16 protein-coding genes are annotated in these 17,956 nt (G+C 67.1%); 7 read left to right on the plus strand and 9 right to left on the minus strand.

The window, feature by feature from the left end; genetic code table 11:
* Positions 1–13 precede the first annotated feature (13 nt).
* The 9 genes from ABE422_RS09025 to ABE422_RS09065 form a co-directional block, all read right to left on the minus strand.
* Positions 14–1,291, minus strand: coding sequence for a citrate synthase (locus ABE422_RS09025; RefSeq protein ID WP_313209963.1), 1,278 nt, complete (start codon positions 1,289–1,291; stop codon positions 14–16).
* 316 nt (positions 1,292–1,607) lie between these two features.
* Positions 1,608–1,868, minus strand: a complete 261-nt coding sequence (locus ABE422_RS09030; RefSeq protein WP_019183873.1) for a type B 50S ribosomal protein L31 — start codon at positions 1,866–1,868, stop codon at positions 1,608–1,610.
* 112 nt (positions 1,869–1,980) lie between these two features.
* Positions 1,981–2,916 (minus strand): nucleoside hydrolase, encoded by a 936-nt coding sequence (locus tag ABE422_RS09035; RefSeq protein WP_088432679.1) that lies wholly within the window; start codon positions 2,914–2,916, stop codon positions 1,981–1,983.
* Positions 2,917–3,127: 211 nt separating this feature from the next.
* Positions 3,128–5,239, minus strand: coding sequence for an ATP-dependent DNA helicase RecG (recG, locus tag ABE422_RS09040; protein WP_313209955.1), 2,112 nt, complete (start codon positions 5,237–5,239; stop codon positions 3,128–3,130).
* 1 nt (position 5,240) lies between these two features.
* Positions 5,241–5,633 carry a RidA family protein gene (locus ABE422_RS09045; RefSeq protein ID WP_102788192.1) on the minus strand — a complete coding sequence of 131 codons (393 nt, stop codon included), beginning with the start codon at positions 5,631–5,633 and terminating at the stop codon, positions 5,241–5,243.
* 537 nt (positions 5,634–6,170) lie between these two features.
* The gene (locus ABE422_RS09050) at positions 6,171–8,330 is read right to left on the minus strand and encodes a bifunctional (p)ppGpp synthetase/guanosine-3',5'-bis(diphosphate) 3'-pyrophosphohydrolase (protein WP_121039451.1); all 2,160 of its coding nucleotides are present in this window, start codon (positions 8,328–8,330) and stop codon (positions 6,171–6,173) included.
* 156 nt (positions 8,331–8,486) lie between these two features.
* Entirely contained in the window at positions 8,487–8,786 is a 300-nt protein-coding gene (gene rpoZ, locus ABE422_RS09055) for a DNA-directed RNA polymerase subunit omega (RefSeq protein ID WP_005410877.1), read from the minus strand.
* Between the two features lie 112 nt (positions 8,787–8,898).
* Complete coding sequence (gene gmk / locus ABE422_RS09060) at positions 8,899–9,564, minus strand: guanylate kinase (RefSeq protein WP_313209951.1); 666 nt, start codon at positions 9,562–9,564, stop codon at positions 8,899–8,901.
* Entirely contained in the window at positions 9,561–10,421 is an 861-nt protein-coding gene (locus ABE422_RS09065) for a YicC/YloC family endoribonuclease (protein ID WP_313209949.1), read from the minus strand. The genes gmk and ABE422_RS09065 overlap by 4 nt, the downstream gene beginning before the upstream one ends.
* Before the next feature lie 120 nt (positions 10,422–10,541).
* On the opposite strand from ABE422_RS09065, the gene rph reads away from it, so the two are divergent.
* The 7 genes from rph (at position 10,542) to pepQ (ending at position 17,837) form a co-directional block, all read left to right on the plus strand.
* Positions 10,542–11,270, plus strand: coding sequence for a ribonuclease PH (rph, locus tag ABE422_RS09070; protein WP_313209947.1), 729 nt, complete (start codon positions 10,542–10,544; stop codon positions 11,268–11,270).
* Positions 11,267–11,656, plus strand: coding sequence for a VOC family protein (locus ABE422_RS09075; protein ID WP_259259268.1), 390 nt, complete (start codon positions 11,267–11,269; stop codon positions 11,654–11,656). The genes rph and ABE422_RS09075 overlap by 4 nt, the downstream gene beginning before the upstream one ends.
* Complete coding sequence (rdgB, locus tag ABE422_RS09080; RefSeq protein WP_259259267.1) at positions 11,653–12,246, plus strand: RdgB/HAM1 family non-canonical purine NTP pyrophosphatase; 594 nt, start codon at positions 11,653–11,655, stop codon at positions 12,244–12,246. Before ABE422_RS09075 ends, rdgB begins: the two co-directional genes overlap by 4 nt.
* Positions 12,246–13,463: a radical SAM family heme chaperone HemW gene (hemW, locus tag ABE422_RS09085; protein WP_346482847.1), complete on the plus strand. Its 1,218-nt coding sequence runs from the start codon at positions 12,246–12,248 to the stop codon at positions 13,461–13,463. The genes rdgB and hemW overlap by 1 nt, the downstream gene beginning before the upstream one ends.
* A gap of 132 nt (positions 13,464–13,595) precedes the next feature.
* Positions 13,596–16,079, plus strand: a complete 2,484-nt coding sequence (locus ABE422_RS09090; protein WP_346482848.1) for a DUF1631 domain-containing protein — start codon at positions 13,596–13,598, stop codon at positions 16,077–16,079.
* Positions 16,076–16,426: a PilZ domain-containing protein gene (locus tag ABE422_RS09095; RefSeq protein ID WP_313209935.1), complete on the plus strand. Its 351-nt coding sequence runs from the start codon at positions 16,076–16,078 to the stop codon at positions 16,424–16,426. The genes ABE422_RS09090 and ABE422_RS09095 overlap by 4 nt, the downstream gene beginning before the upstream one ends.
* 82 nt (positions 16,427–16,508) lie before the next feature.
* Positions 16,509–17,837, plus strand: a complete 1,329-nt coding sequence (pepQ, locus tag ABE422_RS09100) for a Xaa-Pro dipeptidase (protein WP_313219660.1) — start codon at positions 16,509–16,511, stop codon at positions 17,835–17,837.
* Positions 17,838–17,956: the final 119 nt, after the last annotated feature.

A 17,956-nucleotide genomic window follows, 5' to 3' on the forward strand; every position in this document is an offset into this window, starting at 1 on the left:
CCTGCCGGGGCGATCAGCCCTGGTAGTCGCGCACGTCGCTGCCGGTGTAGACCTGGCGCGGACGGCCGATCTTCATTTCCGGATCGACCTGCTGTTCCAGCCAATGGGCCACCCAGCCGGAGGTACGGCCGAGGGCGAACATGACGGTGAACATTTCGGTCGGGATCTGCAGCGCCTTGTAGATGATGCCGCTGTAGAAATCGACGTTCGGGTACAGCTTGCGGGCGACGAAGTAGTCATCCTGCAGCGCGGCCTGCTCCAGCTTGACGGCCACGTCCAGCAGCGGATCCTGCACGCCCAGCTGTTCCAGCACCTTGCCGGTCATCACACCGATGACCTTGGCGCGCGGGTCGAAGTTCTTGTACACGCGGTGGCCAAAGCCCATCAGGCGGAAGCCGGAGGTCTTGTCCTTGGCCTTGAGCACGGCGGACTCGACGTTGTCGGCCGAACCGATCTCTTCGAGCATCTTCAGCACGGCTTCGTTGGCACCGCCGTGGGCCGGACCCCACAGCGCGGTGACGCCAGCAGCGACCGACGCGTACGGGTTGGCACCGGTCGAACCGACCAGACGCACGGTCGAGGTCGAGGCGTTCTGCTCATGATCGGCGTGCAGGATGAACAGCAGATCCAGCGCCTTGACCACGTCCTGGTTCAGCTCGTACTGGCCATCGGCCGACTCGAAGGTCTGCTTCAGGAAGCGGCTGACGTAATCCAGCGAGGTGTCCGGCTTGTTGGCCGGCAGGCCCTTGCCGTGGCGGTAGATCAGGGCCGACAGGGTCGGCACCTTGGCGATCAGGCGCACCGCGGCATGACGACGCTGTTCGGCGTCGGACAGGTCCAGCGAGGCGTGGTAGATGCCCGACAGCTGCGCGATGGCGGCGGTCAGGATGGCCATCGGATGGGCATCCTTGGCGAAGCTGCCGATCAGCGTGTTGATCGACGGATCCACATCGGCTTCGGCCGCCAGCTCGTCGGTGAAGGCCTTCAACTGCTCGGCGCTCGGACGCTCGCCGTTGATCAGCAGGTAGGCCACTTCGACGTAGCTCGACTTTTCCGAGAGCTGCTCGATGGGATAGCCGCGATACAGCAGCACGCCCTGGTCACCGTCGATATAGGTGATGGCGGACTTGCAGCTGGCGGTGGCGGTGAAGCCGGAGTCGTACGTGAAGAGACCGGTTTCCTTGGTCAGCTTCGAGATATCGACGCAATCGTTGCCGAGCGTGGGTTTGATGACTGGCAGAACAACCGACGTGTCGCCGGCGTTGAGCGTGACCTGATCAAGATCGGACACTGTGTGCGCTCCTCGAGGGAAGGCGCCCGCCCAAGCGCATGGGTCAGGCACGTGAAGGAAGTCCACGATCGTTATCGTGGATCCCGCCATTATCGCACAGCAACATTTTCGACGCCCTAGGACGGAAGTCGTAGACGCAGGTTCCTGACCGCGCCGCAGGCGCTATCCCAGCGTGCGCAAGGGCGCGCGCCAACGCACGGACACAGCGTTCCGTCGGCGGGGCATGTGGGCCTCACCTGGCGTTCAGCAAACCGGGAACAACAAAAAACAACGGCCGCCAAGGCGACCGTTGTTTTCAAGCAGCTGCGTCGACAGATCAGGCCGCGGTCGGCGCCGGCTTGCCGAAACGCTTCTGGAACTTGTCGATACGGCCGCTGGTGTCGATCACCTTGTGCTTGCCCGTGTAGAACGGATGCGAAGCCGAGGAGATTTCAACCTTGACGAGCGGATACTCGTTGCCGTCTTCCCACTTGATCGTGTCCTTGGTGGACATGGTCGAACGGGTCAGGATCTTGAAATCAGAGGTAACGTCGTGGAAAACCACGTCGCGGTAAGCAGGATGAATATCGGCCTTCATGGGCGCGCACCGTAATAAGGGCTGGTGGTCAAGAGCGGCATTATAGTCTCGGCCGCCGCAAAGGGCAAGCCGGGTCCATCAACCGTGCGAAAGGTCCGCCGCAGCGGCGTCATCAGACGCCGAGTGCCGCCCTCACCTGGGCCTCGAAGCGACCCTGGTCGTAGGCCATCAGCAGCTGAGTGTTGTCAGGCTGCCCGGTCTGGCGGTTCCAGTCGACAATGGTAGCACCCCGGCTGTGCACACCGGCCAGTTCCACGTTCAGCGGACGGGATTCGACCCGCAACGCGCCTTCCGGCTGCAGCGCCCAGGCCATCGCCAGGGCATCGGCGGCGTACCAGCGCTCGCCACGGCTGTCTTCGGACCACAGGCGGGTCTGGCGCGAGATCAGCTCGTAGAAACGGGCCTTGTCGCTATCGGCCGCCAGCCACTGCTCGACGTCGGCATGCAGCAGGCCGTGGGCGACGGTGGCCTCCCAATCGGCCACTTCGATGTGCGGGAAGCCGGTGAACACGATGTGCGCCGCCTCCGGATCGAAGGCGATGTTGAACTCGGCGGCCGGGGTGATGTTGCCGTGGCAGGTCACCGCCCCGCCCATGACCAGGAAGCGCTTCACGCGCTGCGGCAGGGTCGGGTCGAGCTTCAGGGCCAGCGCCAGGTTGGTCAGCGGGCCGAGTGCAACCAGGAACAGCTCACCGGCGTATTCGTGCGACAGGCGCAGGATCGCCAGCGCGGCGTGCTCGGCCTCGGCCTGGCGCTTGGCAGCCGGCAGGTTCACATCGCCAAAGCCATCGGCGCCGTGCACATGGGCGGCATCGACGGAGGGGTGCAGCAGCGGGTCGGCGGTACCGGCGTAGACCGGCACGTCGTCACGGCCAGCCACTTCGCACAGCTTCAGGGCATTGCGGACCGTGTGGTCCAGGCCTACGTTGCCGGCGGCGATGGTCAGGCCAACGATATCGTGGCGCTCATCGGCAAAGGCCATCAACAGGGCCAGGGCATCATCGACACCGGGGTCGGTGTCGATCAACAGCGGAATCTTCTTGCTCATCGTTGCCGTCTTGATAATCGGCAAGGGACTTTCGCACCCTGTCATGACAAATACAAGGCGGTGCCCGCCTGCTCCTCATGGTAGCCAGAAGGCTTATCGGCAGCAGATGTGCGTGGCTGCTGCTTCGCTTGGTTTCCTCGCAGTCGGATGGGCCACTCCGCGGCCGGCAGGCCTGTCTGCGAATGCCCCCCGGTATCCGCCTGGCGGCGGACTATGCCGACGCGTACCGCACGGCCGTGCCGATCCAGCGCCGCACGACCTGGTCGGCCACGTCCGGCGCCTCCGCCAGCAGCCGCTCGGCAAGCGCGTGCACGCCGGGCAACAGATCCGCATCGCGGGCCAGATCGGCCATCCTGAAGCCGGCCAGGCCGGTCTGTCGTGTGCCCAGCAGTTCGCCCGGGCCGCGCAGCTCCAGATCCTTCTCGGCGATCAGGAAGCCATCGTTGGTCTGCCGCATCGTTTCCAGCCGCTCGCGCGCCATGGTCGACAACGGCGCCTGATACAGCAGCACGCACCGCGAGACCGCCGAGCCGCGCCCTACCCGGCCGCGCAGCTGGTGCAGCTGGGCCAGGCCGAGACGCTCGGCGTTCTCGATGATCATCAACGAGGCATTGGGCACGTCCACGCCGACCTCGATCACCGTGGTGGCCACCAGCAGATCGATTTGGCCGGCCTTGAAGGCGACCATCGTGGCAAGTTTCTCACTCGCCTTCAGCCGCCCGTGCACCAGCCCCACGCGCACGCCCGGCAGCAGCGCCTGCAGCGATTCGAACGTGGCCTGCGCCGGCGTGGCATCGAGCTCTTCGCTTTCCTCGATCAGCGTGCAGACCCAGTACACCTGCTGACCTTCGCGGCACGCGACCGCGATGCGCTCGATCAACTCCGGCCGGCGATCATTGTTGAGTGCCACGGTCTGCACCGGCGTGCGTCCTGGCGGCAGTTCGTCGATCGCCGAGACATCCAGATCGGCGTATTCGGACATCGCCAAGGTGCGCGGAATCGGTGTCGCGGTCATCACCAGCTGGTGCGGCACGCTGCGCCCATCCGCCCCCTTGTCGCGCAGCGCCAGCCGCTGGTGCACACCGAAGCGGTGCTGCTCATCGACGATGGCCAATGCCAGGTCCTTGAACACCACACTGTCCTGCATCAGCGCGTGCGTACCGACCACCACCTGCGCCTCGCCCGAGGCGACCTCGGCCAATACCTTGGTGCGCGCCTTGCCGGTGACCTTGCCGGCCAGCCATGCGGTGCGCACGCCCAGCGGCTCCAGCCAGGCGCGCAGATTGTTCATGTGCTGCTCGGCGAGCAGCTCGGTGGGTGCGGCCAATGCGACCTGCTTACCCCGCTCCACCGCCAGCATCGCCGCCAACGCAGCCACCACGGTCTTGCCCGAGCCGACATCGCCCTGCACCAGCCGCAGCATCGGATGCGCCTTGGCCAGGTCCTTGCGGATCTGCTCGAACACGCGCTGCTGCGCACCGGTCAGCTGGAACGGCAGGCTGTCGCGCAACTGCGCCACCAAGGCACCCTGCCCGCGCAGCGATGGCGCGTGATGCGCCTGCAACGCCATGCGCTGACGGCGCAGACTCAAGTGGTGCGCCAGCAGTTCTTCGAGGGCCAACCGGCGTTGCGCCGGATGTCGGCCCGCGGCCAGCGCCACCAGATCGGCGTCCGGCGGTGGCCGGTGCACGGTCAACAGCGCACTGCGCAGCGAGGGCAACCCCAGCCCCGACAACCAACCGGCTGGCAGCAGTTCCAGCGTGGATTCTTCCGGCAGCCTGTCCAGCGCCAGGCCGATGAACTTACGCATCGTCGCCGGCCCGACCCCCTCGACTGCCGGATAGACCGGATCGAGGCTGTCGCCCAGCTCGTCATCCTCATTGCCGCCCATCACCCGGTAACTGGGATGGACGATCTCCAGCCCGTGATGGCCAGGCTTGGCGGTGCCGTAGCAGCGGATGCGCGTGCCCACGGCAAACTGCGCGACCTGCTGGGCACGGAAATGGAAGAAACGCAGCACCAGCGTGCCGTACGAATCATCCTCGATCGCGACCTTGAGCACCGGCCGATAGCGGAACCCGCGCTCCACCGCACTCACCCGCCCCTCCACCTGCGCCGCCAGCCCCGGCTGCAACTGGGCAATGGTGGTCAGCCGGGTACGGTCTTCATAGCGCAGTGGCAGATGCAACCACAGATCCTGCAGCGACGACAGGCCACGGGCGGCCAGCTTGATCGCCACCGCCGGCCCGATACCGGAGAGCATCGACAACGATGCCTCCCCGGCCGCGGCCAGCGCCGGTGCAGGAGCCCGTGACCGCGCCACGTCAGGCCTGGTCGAGCACCATCACCGCATCGACTTCAAAGTTGGCGGCCTTCGGCAGACCCGCCACTTCGATGGTCGAACGTGCCGGGAACGGCGCCTTGAAGTAATCCTGCATGACCGCATTGACCTTGGCGAATTCGCCCAGATCGGTCAGGTACAGGCCCAGGCGCACGATCTGATCCAACGAGCCACCGGCCTCTTCGGCCACGGCCTTCAGGTTGTCGAACGCACGACGCGCCTGCGCCTCGATATCGCCGGCACCGACGATGTCACCGGTAGCCGGGTCCAGCGGAATCTGGCCCGAGAAATACACGGTATTGCCCGCGCGCACAGCCTGCGAATACGGACCGATGGCCGCCGGGGCCTTGGCACTGGTAATGATCTGACGGGACATGGAAGCTCCAGGGGGACAAAAATGGGCCCACCATTGTACCGCCGGACTCGCCCTCCCCGAGAAGCATCCGAAGCCGCAATCGAAGCCGCAATCTCTGGTAGAGCCGACCGTTGGTCGGCTGGCCGGAGAATGACGAAGACGATTGGTCGGCTGGCCGGAAAATGACGAAGACGATTGGTCGGCTGGCCGGAGAATGACGAAGACCGTTGGTCGGCTGGCCGACCATATCGATCATCGCCGCGCGGTGGGCGAGCAGCCGACCAACGGTCGGCTCTACCCCGGGGTGTGCCCATTGCCCGGCGATGAGGCATTGGAGCCGATCATCGCCGCGCGGTGCACGGTAGCCGACCATCGCCGCACGGTGCACGGCAGCCGACCAACGGTCGGCTCTACCCCGCGGTGGTGTGCCCATTGCCCGGCGAAGAGGCGTTCGAGCCGGCCATCGCCGCACGGTGCACGGTAGCCGACCAACGGTCGGCTCTACCCCGGTGGTGCGCCAAGCGCGCCGGGGCCCATCATCGCCGCGCGGAACGCGGTTTATTGCCGGCGAACCGACTGCACCACCGACAACCGCCGCAGACGCCGCATCACTTCCGCCAGATGGTTCCGATCACGCACCTGGATATTGAACGCCAGCACCGCCGCGTTGAAATCGCGGTCCAGATAATCCACCCGCTCGATGTTGGAATGGCTCTGCGCGATCGCCGCCGCCAACTGCGCCAGCACGCCGGTCCCGTTCTCCACCTCCACGATCAACGACGTGTCGTAATCCCCCGACACCGTCGTATCCCATCCGATCGGCACCCAGCGCTCCGGCGACTTGCGCAGCTCGGCCAGGTTCGGGCAGTCCAGACGGTGCACCACGATGCCCTTGCCGGCCGTGTGGTAGCCCATGATGTCGTCGCCCGGAATCGGCTGGCAACAGTTCGCGAAGCTCACCACCCCGCGCTCGCTGCCGTTGATCAGGATCTTTTCCTGCGAATGCTTCGAATGCGCCCCACCGCGCAGCTCCGCATACGCCATCAGCGCCTGTGCGGCCTGGTTGGGCATCCAGTTGCCCAGCGCCACTTCGGCCAGAAGGGCCTCCAGGCGCGGATACCGGTGCTCGGCCAGGAACGCATCCAGGCGGCCCTTCGGCAGCCGCTCCAGCGAGCTGTCCATCGCCTCCAGCGCGCGGTCCAGCATTCGATGGCCCAACTGCACCGCGTCCTCGTGCTCCAGCTGCTTGAGCTGATGGCGGATGGCGGTGCGTGCCTTGGAACTGACCACGAACTCCAGCCACTGCGGCTTGGGCGTGGCCGAACGCGCGGTGATCACTTCCACCGTCTGCCCACTGACCAGCTTGGTGCGCAGCGGCACCAGCTTTTTGTCCACGCGCGAGGCCACGGCCATGTTGCCCACGTCGGTGTGCACCGCGTAGGCGAAATCGAGCGCGGTGGAATTGCGCGGCAGCGCCAGGATCTTGCCCTTGGGCGTGAACAGATAGACCTCGTCCGGGAACAGATCCACCTTGACGTTGTCCAGGAATTCCAGCGACGAGCCGGCGGCACGCTGCGAATCGATCAACTCCACGATCCACGCATGCGCACGGCTCTGCGCGCTGTTGGGCGAGTCGCCCCCGAACTTGTAGGTCCAGTGCGCGGCCACGCCGCGCTCGGCGATCAGGTCCATTTCCTCGGTGCGGATCTGCACCTCGATCGGCGAGCCATACGGCCCGAACAGCACCGTGTGCAGCGACTGGTAACCGTTGGCCTTGGGGATCGCGATGAAATCGCGGAAGCGCCCGTCCAGCGGCTTGAAGGTGGCATGCACCGCGCCGAGCGCGTGGTAGGCGCTGGGCACGTTGCGCACGACCAGGCGGAAGCCGAACACATCCATCACCTGGTCGAAGGATTTGTTCTCGTCGTGCATCTTGTTGTAGATGCTCCACGGGGTCTTGATGCGGCTGACCAGCCGGTGCTCCAGCCCTTCCTTGGCCAGCCGCTGGGACAGCTGCACCTCCACCTGCGCCATCGCCTCCCGGCGCACCACCGGCTGGCTGCGGATGTGCTTTTCCAGGATGGCGTGGCGCCACGGGTACAGCGCCTTGAAGCCCAGGTTCTGCAGCTCGCTTTTGACCAGGCTCATGCCCAGGCGCTGCGCGATGGGGGCGTAGATTTCCAGCGTTTCGCGGGCGATGCGGCCGCGCGCTTCGCGGCTTTGCGCACCCAGCGTACGCATGTTGTGCAGGCGGTCGGCCAGCTTGATCATGATCACGCGCAGGTCGCGCGACATCGCCAGCAGCATCTTGCGGAAACTCTCCGCCGCCGCCTCCTGGCGGTCGCGGAACTTCAGCTTGTCCAGCTTGGTGACGCCATCGACCAGTTCGGCCACGGCTTCGCCGAACTCGGCGGCCAGCTCCTCGCGGGTCAGCGGCGTGTCTTCGATGGTGTCGTGCAGGATCGCGGCGATCAGCGCCTCCACGTCCAGTCCGAGCTCGGCCAGCACCTGCGCCACGGCGACCGGATGGGTGATGTAGGGCTCGCCCGACTTGCGGGTCTGGCCGGCATGCGCGGCGGCGCCTACTTCCCAGGCGCGGCGCAGCAGTGGCAGTTGGTCGGGCGGCAGATAGTGCGCTGCGCGCTCAAGCTGGAGGACATAGTCGGGTACGGCCGCGCCGGCGGGCGTGGCGACCTTGGCAGTGGGGCCTGGGTTCATGCTCAAAGACTATGCCAGCGGCGTGATATCGGCAAATCCTGAACAGGGAGTTTCACCTGCAACAACACGGCCCCGCCGCGGCCACTGGCGGCACAAACGAAACAGCCCGCCAAAAGGCGGGCTGTTCGCAGCAACAACAACGGACGCGCGAGGCGATCAGTCGTCGTTCTTGGACATGTCTTCGTCGGCGACGACTTCGGCAGCGGCCCATTCCAGTGCTTCACGCTCGGCACGCTCGCGCTCGGCCTTCTCGACTTCGTCGATCAGGGCGTTGTCGATCTTGCGGGCGGCAATTTCGCGCAGCGCCAGCACGGTCGGCTTGTCTTCGGTTTCGCTGTTGTCCAGGGTGGCCTGGACGCCATTGGCCAGCTGACGGGCGCGCTTGGACGCCATCATGACCAGTTCGAAACGGTTGTTCACGACTTCCAGACAATCTTCTACGGTGATGCGGGCCATGCGGGCTCCCGGCAGCCGGTGAGGGCTGCTCAATCGAATGAGGGAAAGGGGACGGATTGTACCGGCCAGGGCTGGACAAAATCAAGCCAACCGGCTAGCACCCCGTTGAGAATCAGTCAGTTGTGGCCGGATCCTGGGTCAGCAGGGCCTGGATGAGGCCCGCGTGGCGGACCTTCTGGGCTTCCCGGCGCAGGCGGCTGGCCGTGAAGATGGCACACAGCTCGTCCACCGCGGTCTCGAAGACCTCGTTGACGATCACGTAGTCGAAGTCGTTGAAGTGCAGCATCTCTTCACGCGCGGCGGCCAGGCGCTGGGCGATCACCGCCTCGCTGTCCTGCCCGCGCTTGCGCATCCGGTCCTGCAGCGCCTGCTTGGACGGCGGCAGGATGAACACGGTGACCGTGCCTGGCACCAGCTGGCGGACCTGCTGGGCGCCCTGCCAGTCGATCTCCAGCAGCACGTCCTGGCCGGCCGACAGCTGCGGCTCGACCGACTGCCGCGCGGTGCCCTTCCAGTCGCCATGCACCCAGGCATGTTCGAAGAAGTCGCCGGCGGCGATCATCCGCTCGAATTCCTCGGCGCTGACGAAGTGGTAGTGCTCACCATTGATTTCACCCGGGCGCGTGGCGCGCGAGGTGAACGAGATCGACAGGGCGATCTGCGGGTCGCGGGCCAGGGTGGCGTTGACGATGCTGCTTTTGCCGGCCCCGGAAGGCGCGGCCACGATGTACAGGGTGCCGCGCGCAGGCGCGCCGACGGGCGGGATCGGGCTGCTCATTCGATGTTCTGCACCTGTTCGCGGATCTGGTCGATCAGCACCTTCAGCTCGACGGCGGCATTGGAGGTGCGGCTGTCCACCGATTTGGAGCCCAGCGTATTGGCCTCGCGGTTGAACTCCTGCAGCAGGAAGTCCAGGCGGCGACCGACCGGCTCACGCTGCTTGAAGACGCGGCGGATCTCGGCGATGTGGCTGCCCAGGCGGTCCAGCTCCTCATCCACGTCCAGCTTCTGCAGCCACATCACCAGTTCCTGTTCGGCACGACCGGGATCGACCGGGTGCGGCAGGTCGGCCAGGCGGGCCGCCAGCTTGGTGCGCTGGCCTTCGCGGATCAGCGGGATCAGGGTGGTGACCTCGGCGGCAATGCGCTCGATGCTGTCCACGCGCTCCTGGATCGCGGTGGCCAGCTTGTCGCCTTCACGCTCACGCGCGGCAACGAAGCCGTCCAGCGCCGTATCCAGCAGCGCCAGGGCTTCGGCATGCAGCGCGGCGGCATCGACCGCCTCGCCCTGCATGACACCCGGCATCTGCAGCAGTTCGGTGAAGCTCACCTGCAGGCTCGGGAAGCTCGAGGACAGCCGGGTCGCCAGCTCGCCGAGCTGGCCCAGCAGCGCATCGTTGACCACAAGTGCACCGGTGACCTCCGGCGCGCGCAGGCGAATGACCAGATCGATCTTGCCGCGGCTGCAGCGGGAAGCGACGCGCTCGCGCAGGTGCGGCTCCAACGCACGCAGTTCTTCGGGCAGGCGGACGCCGACCTCCAGGAACCGGTGGTTGACCGAGCGCAGCTCACAGGCCAGCGTGCCCCAGCGGGTGGCGCGCTCGCCGTTGGCATAGGCGGTCATGCTTCGAATCATGCGGGTTTCCGGTGCTCTCAAAGTGCAAATGGTACCCTAGCGGTCTCCTTAGAGCCTCCTCGCCCGCCGGTCCCCGGCCCGGGCGTGGCCCCGCATCCCCCGTCTTACCGGAACTTGAGCATGACTGATTCCCGTCCCAGTGGCCGCCAGGCCGACCAGCTGCGCGAAGTGCGCATCGAGCGCGCCTTCACCCGTCACGCCGAGGGCTCGGTGCTGATCAGCTTCGGCGAGACCCGCGTGCTGTGCACGGCCAGCGTGGAAAACCGCGTGCCGGGCTTCCTGCGTGGCAAGGGCGAAGGCTGGGTGACCGCCGAGTACGGCATGCTGCCGCGTTCGACCCACACCCGTAACGACCGCGAAGCCGCCCGCGGCAAGCAGGGTGGCCGTACCCTGGAAATCCAGCGCCTGATCGGCCGCACGCTGCGCGCCTGCATCGACCGCGGCGCGCTGGGCGAGCGCACCATCACCCTGGACTGCGACGTGCTGCAGGCCGACGGCGGCACCCGTACCGCCGCCATCACAGGCGCCTACGTGGCCCTGGTGGATGCGGTGAACTTCCTGATCAAGCGCGGCGACATCAAGCGCAACCCGATCTTCGGCGCCGTCGCGGCGGTGTCGGTGGGCGTGTACCGCGGCACCCCGGTGCTGGATCTGGATTACGCCGAAGACAGCGACTGCGATACCGACATGAACGTCGTGATGAACGACGGTGGCGGTTTCATCGAACTGCAGGGCACCGCCGAAGGCCACGCCTTCCGCCGTGATGAACTGGATGCGCTGCTGGTCCTGGCCGAAAAGGGCATCAAGGATCTGTTCGCTGCGCAGCAGGCGGCCCTGGCCAAGGCATGAACCGTCGTATCGCCCTGACCACCCTGGTAGTGGCCGACTACGACGAGGCGATCGCCTGGTACACCGGCGCGCTGGGCTTCAGCCTGATCGATGACATCGACCAGGGCGACAAGCGCTGGGTGGTGGTCGGGCCGGGCGACGGCAGCGCGGCCGCCTTGTTGCTGGCGCGTGCCAGCAACGACGAACAGCGCGCGCGGATCGGCAACCAGACCGGTGGCCGGGTCGGATTTTTCCTGAACACCGATGATTTCTGGCGCGACCACGCAGCGATGACCGCGCGTGGCGTGGTCTTCCTCGAAACCCCACGCGAGGAGGTCTACGCGACGGTCGCGGTGTTCCGCGATCTGTACGGCAACACGTGGGATCTGCTGGAGCCCAAGCAATGAAACTGGTCCTGGCCAGCGGCAACGCCGGCAAACTGAAGGAACTGCAGGCCATGCTCGGCGGCCTGCCGCTGGAGATCGTGGCGCAGGGCGAACTGGGCGTCAGCGACGTCCCGGAAACCGGCCTGACCTTCGTCGAGAACGCCCTGATCAAGGCGCGCCATGCCTGCCAGAGCACCGGCCTGCCGGCGCTGGCCGACGATTCGGGCCTGATCGTGGATGCGCTCGACGGCGCACCCGGCCTGTACAGCGCGCGCTATGCCGGCAGCCCGACCAACGATGCCGCCAACAACGCCAAGCTGCTCGAGGCGATGCGCGATGTACCGGCCGATCGGCGCAGCGCCCGCTTCTATGCGGTGATCGTGCTGCTGCGCCATGCCGATGATCCGCAGCCGCTGATCTGTGAAGGCAGCTGGGAGGGCGTGATCCTCGATGAGCTGCGTGGCAGCCACGGCTTCGGCTACAACCCGCTGTTCCTGGACCCGGTGCTGGCGCAGACCGCGGCTGAAATGGCGCCGGACCTGAAGAACGCGATGAGCCACCGCGCCAAAGCCCTGCAGCTGCTCAAGCAGAAGCTGCCCGCCCTGCTGTGATGGCACACGACCCCTGCTCCCACCTGCCCGGCGAAACCTGCACGGGTGATCACGACCACGCTCCGCGGTTGGTTACGCCGCCGCTGGCGTTGTACGTGCATCTGCCGTGGTGCGTGCGCAAATGCCCGTACTGCGATTTCAACTCGCATGCGGCCAAGGGCGAGCTGCCGTTCGAGGCGTACATCGACGCGTTGATCCGCGATCTCGATCAGGATCTGCCGCTGGTCTGGGGCCGGGTGGTGAGCAGTGTGTTCTTCGGTGGCGGCACGCCGAGCCTGTTCCCGCCGGAGGCGATCGACCGTTTCCTGCAGGCGGCCTCGGCCCGGCTGCGTTTCGCGCCGAACCTGGAAGTGACGCTGGAGACCAACCCGGGCACCGCCGAGCACGGCCGTTTCGACCGCTACCGCGCGGCCGGGGTGAACCGGATCAGCTTCGGCATCCAGACCTTCAACGACGAGGCGCTCAAGCGCCTGGGCCGCATCCACGACAGCGGCGAAGCCGAGCGTGCGGTGAAGCTGGCCCAGGATGCGGGCTACGACAACTTCAACATCGACCTGATGTACGCGTTGCCGCAGCAGACGCTGGCCCAGGCCGAACATGACCTGGAGCGCGCGTTCGCGCTGCAGCCCACCCACATGTCGCACTACCAGCTCACCCTGGAGCCGAACACCGTGTTCTTCGCGCGGCCGCCGCAGGGCATCCCCGATGAAGATTCGGCATGGGACATCCAGGAGCACTGCCAGCAGATGCTGGCCGAGGCCGGCTATGCGCAGTACGAGGTCAGCGCCTACGCAAAACCCGGCCGGCAGAGCCAGCACAACCTCAATTACTGGCGCTTTGGCGACTACCTGGGGATCGGCGCCGGTGCACACGGCAAGATCAGCAGCGGCGCTGAAGAACACGTGCTGCGCCGCTGGAAGCACAAGCATCCGCAGACCTTCATGGACACTGCCGGAACCGCAGCCTCGATCGGCGGCGACGATGTGATCAGCGCCGAGCGACTTCCGTTCGAGTACATGCTCAACCTGCTGCGCCTGCATGAAGGCTTCAGCCTGAAGGATTTCGAATCGCGGACCGGCCTGGACCGGGCGCGGATCGCCGAGCCGCTGCGCATTGCCGTGGCCAAGGGCTGGATGACCGTGGCCGGCGATGACGCCATGCCAACCGAACTGGGCCGGCGCTTCACCAACGACGTGGTCGAGCTGTTCCTGCCCTGAGCAGGCGGCGCCTGCCCGGACGGTAATGCCGGCCGCTGGCCGGCGCCGGGAACCTCGAACCTTGTCGCTTCTGGCAGGGACCGGGCGAAACCGTTAGATTCCGTGTTCTCAGGGGAGCTGGAAGAACATCGGATGTCTGCGCCCGCACCTTCGTCGTCCCAGCCCGACATGACCCGCTTTGCGGACGTGGCCGCGCCGCCGCGCGTGCGTCGCCTGCTGGCCGCGCTGCACGGGCTGGCAGTGCAGACCCTCACCGCGCCACTCAAACTGACCATCGTGGAGCTCGAGCGCGAGCTGTTCCGCGATGCCGAGCGCGCGCGCAACAGCCAGATCCAAGCCGACATATTCGCGCAGGCCCGCCAGCTGCATGAGGTCAACGCGCAGTTCGGCCCACGCTTCCTGGAGGCGGTGGCGGTGAGCCTGGCCAGTTTGCGCGGTCCACGCCACGCCCAGCGCATCGTCCCGACCGAGGTATCCGTTTCGGCCACCGCGCTGACCCTGGTCAACGACACCGACGTGGACCGCGACATCGTGCTGGTGGACATCATCCGCCGCGAAGCCCAGCGCTCGGCCACCGCCCTGCAGTTGCTCGGCCAACGCTTCGGGGTGCTCGCCGCCGGACCGGCCTTCGATGTCGATGACCTGCCGTTCGGCCCGCAGGCGCTGTGCCGGATCGTGCGCGAACTGGGTGAAGACTTCGCGCTGGGCCTGGAAACACAGCTGGCGCTGTACCGCGTGTTCGACCGTCAACTGCTGGAGCGGCTGGGTGAACTGCTGGAGCGCGCCAACATCCTGTTGGGGCACGAAGGCGTCCTGCCCGGGCTGGTCTACACCCCGTATCTGGCGCGCTCGGCCACGACGCGCCGGATCATCACCGGCCCCGAGCGCGGCCTGCCCGGCGCACGCGGCGGCGCGGCGGCGCGGCCCCTGACCGGCTGGAACGGCAGCGCGCCGAGCACCGGCTGGGCAGCAATGACCGAGCACGCCATGGCCTTGACCACGGCGTCCACCGCGCCGGACAGCACCACACCCATCGGTGGCGCGGCGGCGGCCTCGCCGACGGCATCGGCGTCAGTGTCTGTGTCAGCGCCGAGCCTCCCCACCAGCCCCATTGCCGCCGACCTCGGTGCACCGGCGATGTCAGCGCTGCACCAGCTGTTGGGCGCTGCCCGGCAGGCACATGCGGCCGGCGCGGTACCTGGCGGCGGAGCGCTGGCCGCGCAAGCCGTCGGCGCCTCGGCCCAGGCCGTTGCCACCCCCACGGAAAACGCCTTCCTGGCGCCCGAGGCGCTCCCCGCGCTGGCGGTACCCGCCGAAGCCGTGCACGCCACGCTGGCCAGGCTGCAGGGCCAAGCGGTCGCTCCCGGCGGCGCCCGCCGCAGCATGGCCGATCTGCACAACGCGCTGCTCGCCCAGGTCCGTGCCGAGCATGGCGCGCAGGCCTCATTGACGGTCAAGGACAGCGACACCTTCGACCTGCTCGACATGCTGTATGGACAGATCCAGCGCGAGGTGCGGCCCGAGGCCGTGGCCGCCGACCTGCTGACCCGCCTGCAGGTGCCGGTCGCCCGCGCGGCCCTGTCCGACCCGGCCTTCTTCGTGCGCGACCAGCACCCGGCGCGCGAGCTGCTCAATGCGGTAGCCGAGGCCGGCGCCAACTGGCTGGGCGAGGAAGATGTGGATCCGCAGCTGGTGCAGAAGCTCGGCCACGCGGTCGACCAGGTGGTCAACGCGTACGACGGCGATGTGGCGGTCTTCGACACCGCCAACGAGGAGATCCAGCAGCACTTCCGCGCGCTGGCGCACAAGGCCGAACTGGCCGAGCGCCGTCATGTCGAAGCCGCCCGCGGCAAGGAGCGCCTGGAGGCGGCCAAGCAACAGGCCAGCACCAGCATCGAGCAGGTGTGCGCGCAGGCCGCGCCCCCGCGCTTCGTGCAGGCGCTGCTGAAACAGGCGTGGTCGGATGTGCTCACGCTCACCCTGCTGCGCAACGGCGAGACCTCGCCGCAGTGGCAGCAGCGCCAGCAGGAAACCGCCCGGATCGCCGAGGTGACCTGCCTGGCGCCGGGCGTGGCCGAGCGCGATGATGCGCTGGGCCAGCAGGTCGAGTCCGCTCTGCTGCAGGTCGGCTATCACCAGGACGAAGCAGCCGCGATCGCGCGGCGCCTGTCCACGCCCGGCGGCGAGGATGACAGCAGTTCACGTACCGAACTCACCGCCCGCCTGCGCGCCCGCACCCGGCTGGGCGAACAGGCCGATGCCAGTGATCCGCGCAAGGTCGCCCCGCTCGCGCGCAGCACCGCCGAGGACGACTGCTATCGCCAGCTGCGCACCCTGCCGTTCGGGACCTGGTTCGAGTTCACCACCAACCAGCAGGGCGACGTGCGCCGGCAGCGGTTGTCCTGGTACAGCCTGATCACCGATAACGCGCTGTTCGTCAATCAACGTGGGCAGAAAGTGGGCGAGCATTCGTTGGATGCCCTGTCGCGGTTGATGGCCCATGGCCAGGTGCGAATCGTCACCGAAGACAAGGGCAGGCTGATTGATCGTGCCTGGCAGGCCACCCTGCGGACCCTGCGCTCGCTGGCCGGCACGCCTGCGGAGAGCGCCGAATGACCACACCCGATACCCGCCGCGCGCCGCGTCGCCAGGTGGCCGAGCTGGTCCCCGTGACCGATCTGATGGCCGAGACCGTGATCGGCCGACTCGGCAATGTCTCCGAAACCGGCATGCTGATGCTGGCCTCGGTGCCGATGCAGGACGATGCGCTGTACCAGCTGCAGTTCACCATCCCCGGCCCGCAGGGTCAGCCGCTGCTGATCGACGTCGGCGTGCACCTGCTCTGGAGCGAGCAGACCCATGCACCGGGCCAGGCCTGGGTGGGCTTCCGCTTCCTGACCTTGGCGCGCGAATCACGCGAGCAGCTGCGGCAATGGATCGCCGAGGAAACTTCGGCAGTCTGAGCGCCGGTTCCGGCACAGCGCCCGCTGGCGGATTGCGGCAGAATCTAGGGCTGCATTCCGCACTGCCAGCGAGCTTCATGCCATGAACCAGCCAGACCTCGGCGCCCTGTATTCCCACCATGCCAGCGTGATGCGCCAGCGCGCCGATGAAGCGCTGGCCCGTGGCGGCTTCGACCATCTGGTGATTCCCAGTGGCACCCTGCATTACCAGGCCTTTGATGATCGCGATTACCCGTATGCGGTGAACCCGAACTTCAAGGCCTGGCTGCCGCTGACCAAGCTGCCCAACAGCTGGCTGGTGTACACCCCCGGCAAGCGCCCGACCCTGATCTTCCATCAGCCCTTCGATTACTGGCACGTGGTGCCCGGTGCGCCGAATGGCTGGTGGGTGGAGCATGTCGATATCCAGATCATCCGCACGCCGGACGAGGCGCTGGCGCTGCTGCCCAAGGATGCCGCGCGCTGCGCGATCCTCGGTGAGCCGCAGAGTGCGCTGGGCGCCTTCGTACCGAACAATCCCGCACCGGTCATCGATTACCTGGACTGGCAGCGCGGCTACAAAACGCCGTATGAAATCGCCTTGATGCGCGAAGCGCAGCGACTGGGCGTGCGCGGCCACCGTGCCGCCGAAGCCGCCTTCCGCGCTGGCACCAGCGAGTTCGAGATCCACATGGCGTACTGCCGTGCGGTCGGCCAGGACGCCAACGAACTGCCCTACGGCAACATCATCGGCCTCAACGAACACGCGGCCGTGCTGCACTACACCGATCTGGGCCGCAGCGCGCCGACCCCGCTGCGCAGCTTCCTGATCGACGCCGGCGCCAGCGCGTACGGCTATGCCAGCGATATCACGCGCACCTATGCGGCCAGCGGCCATGACGAATTCCAGGCGCTGATCGATGCGGTGGATGCGGCCCAGCAGCAGATGGGCGCCGGCGTGCGCGCGGGCGTGGATTACAAGCAGCTGCACATCGACGCGCACCTGTCGCTGATGGGCATCCTCAAGGACTTCGGCGTGCTCAACGTCTCGCCGGAAGCGGCGCTGGCCACCGGCGTGAGCGCGGCCTTCTTCCCGCATGGCCTGGGCCATCTGATCGGGCTGCAGGTGCATGACGTGGCCGGCTTTGCGGCCAGCGACCGCGGTGGCCGCATCGAGCGCCCGCAGGGTCACCCGTACCTGCGCATGACCCGCGTGCTGGAGCCGGGCATGGTGGTCACGATCGAACCGGGCGTGTACTTCATCGACATGCTGCTGGACGAAGTGAAGCAGGCCGGCAATGGCGCCAGCATCAACTGGGACCGCGTGGATTTCTTCCGTCCGTATGGCGGGGTGCGGATCGAGGACGAGGTGCTGTGCACCGAGGGCGATGCGGACAACCTGACCCGCCCGGTGTTCGCGGCGGCCAGCTGAGGGGAAATGCGGGTGCCGGCCAACGGTCGGCACCACCCCGACAATCCCGACATCGCGGTAGTGCCGGCCGCTGGCCGGCTCCTCACGATGCCTGGATTCCATGAGGAGCCGGCCAGTGG

This window comes from Stenotrophomonas sp. TWI1151 (assembly GCF_039673135.1).
In the GTDB taxonomy this organism is placed as follows: Bacteria; Pseudomonadota; Gammaproteobacteria; order Xanthomonadales; family Xanthomonadaceae; genus Stenotrophomonas.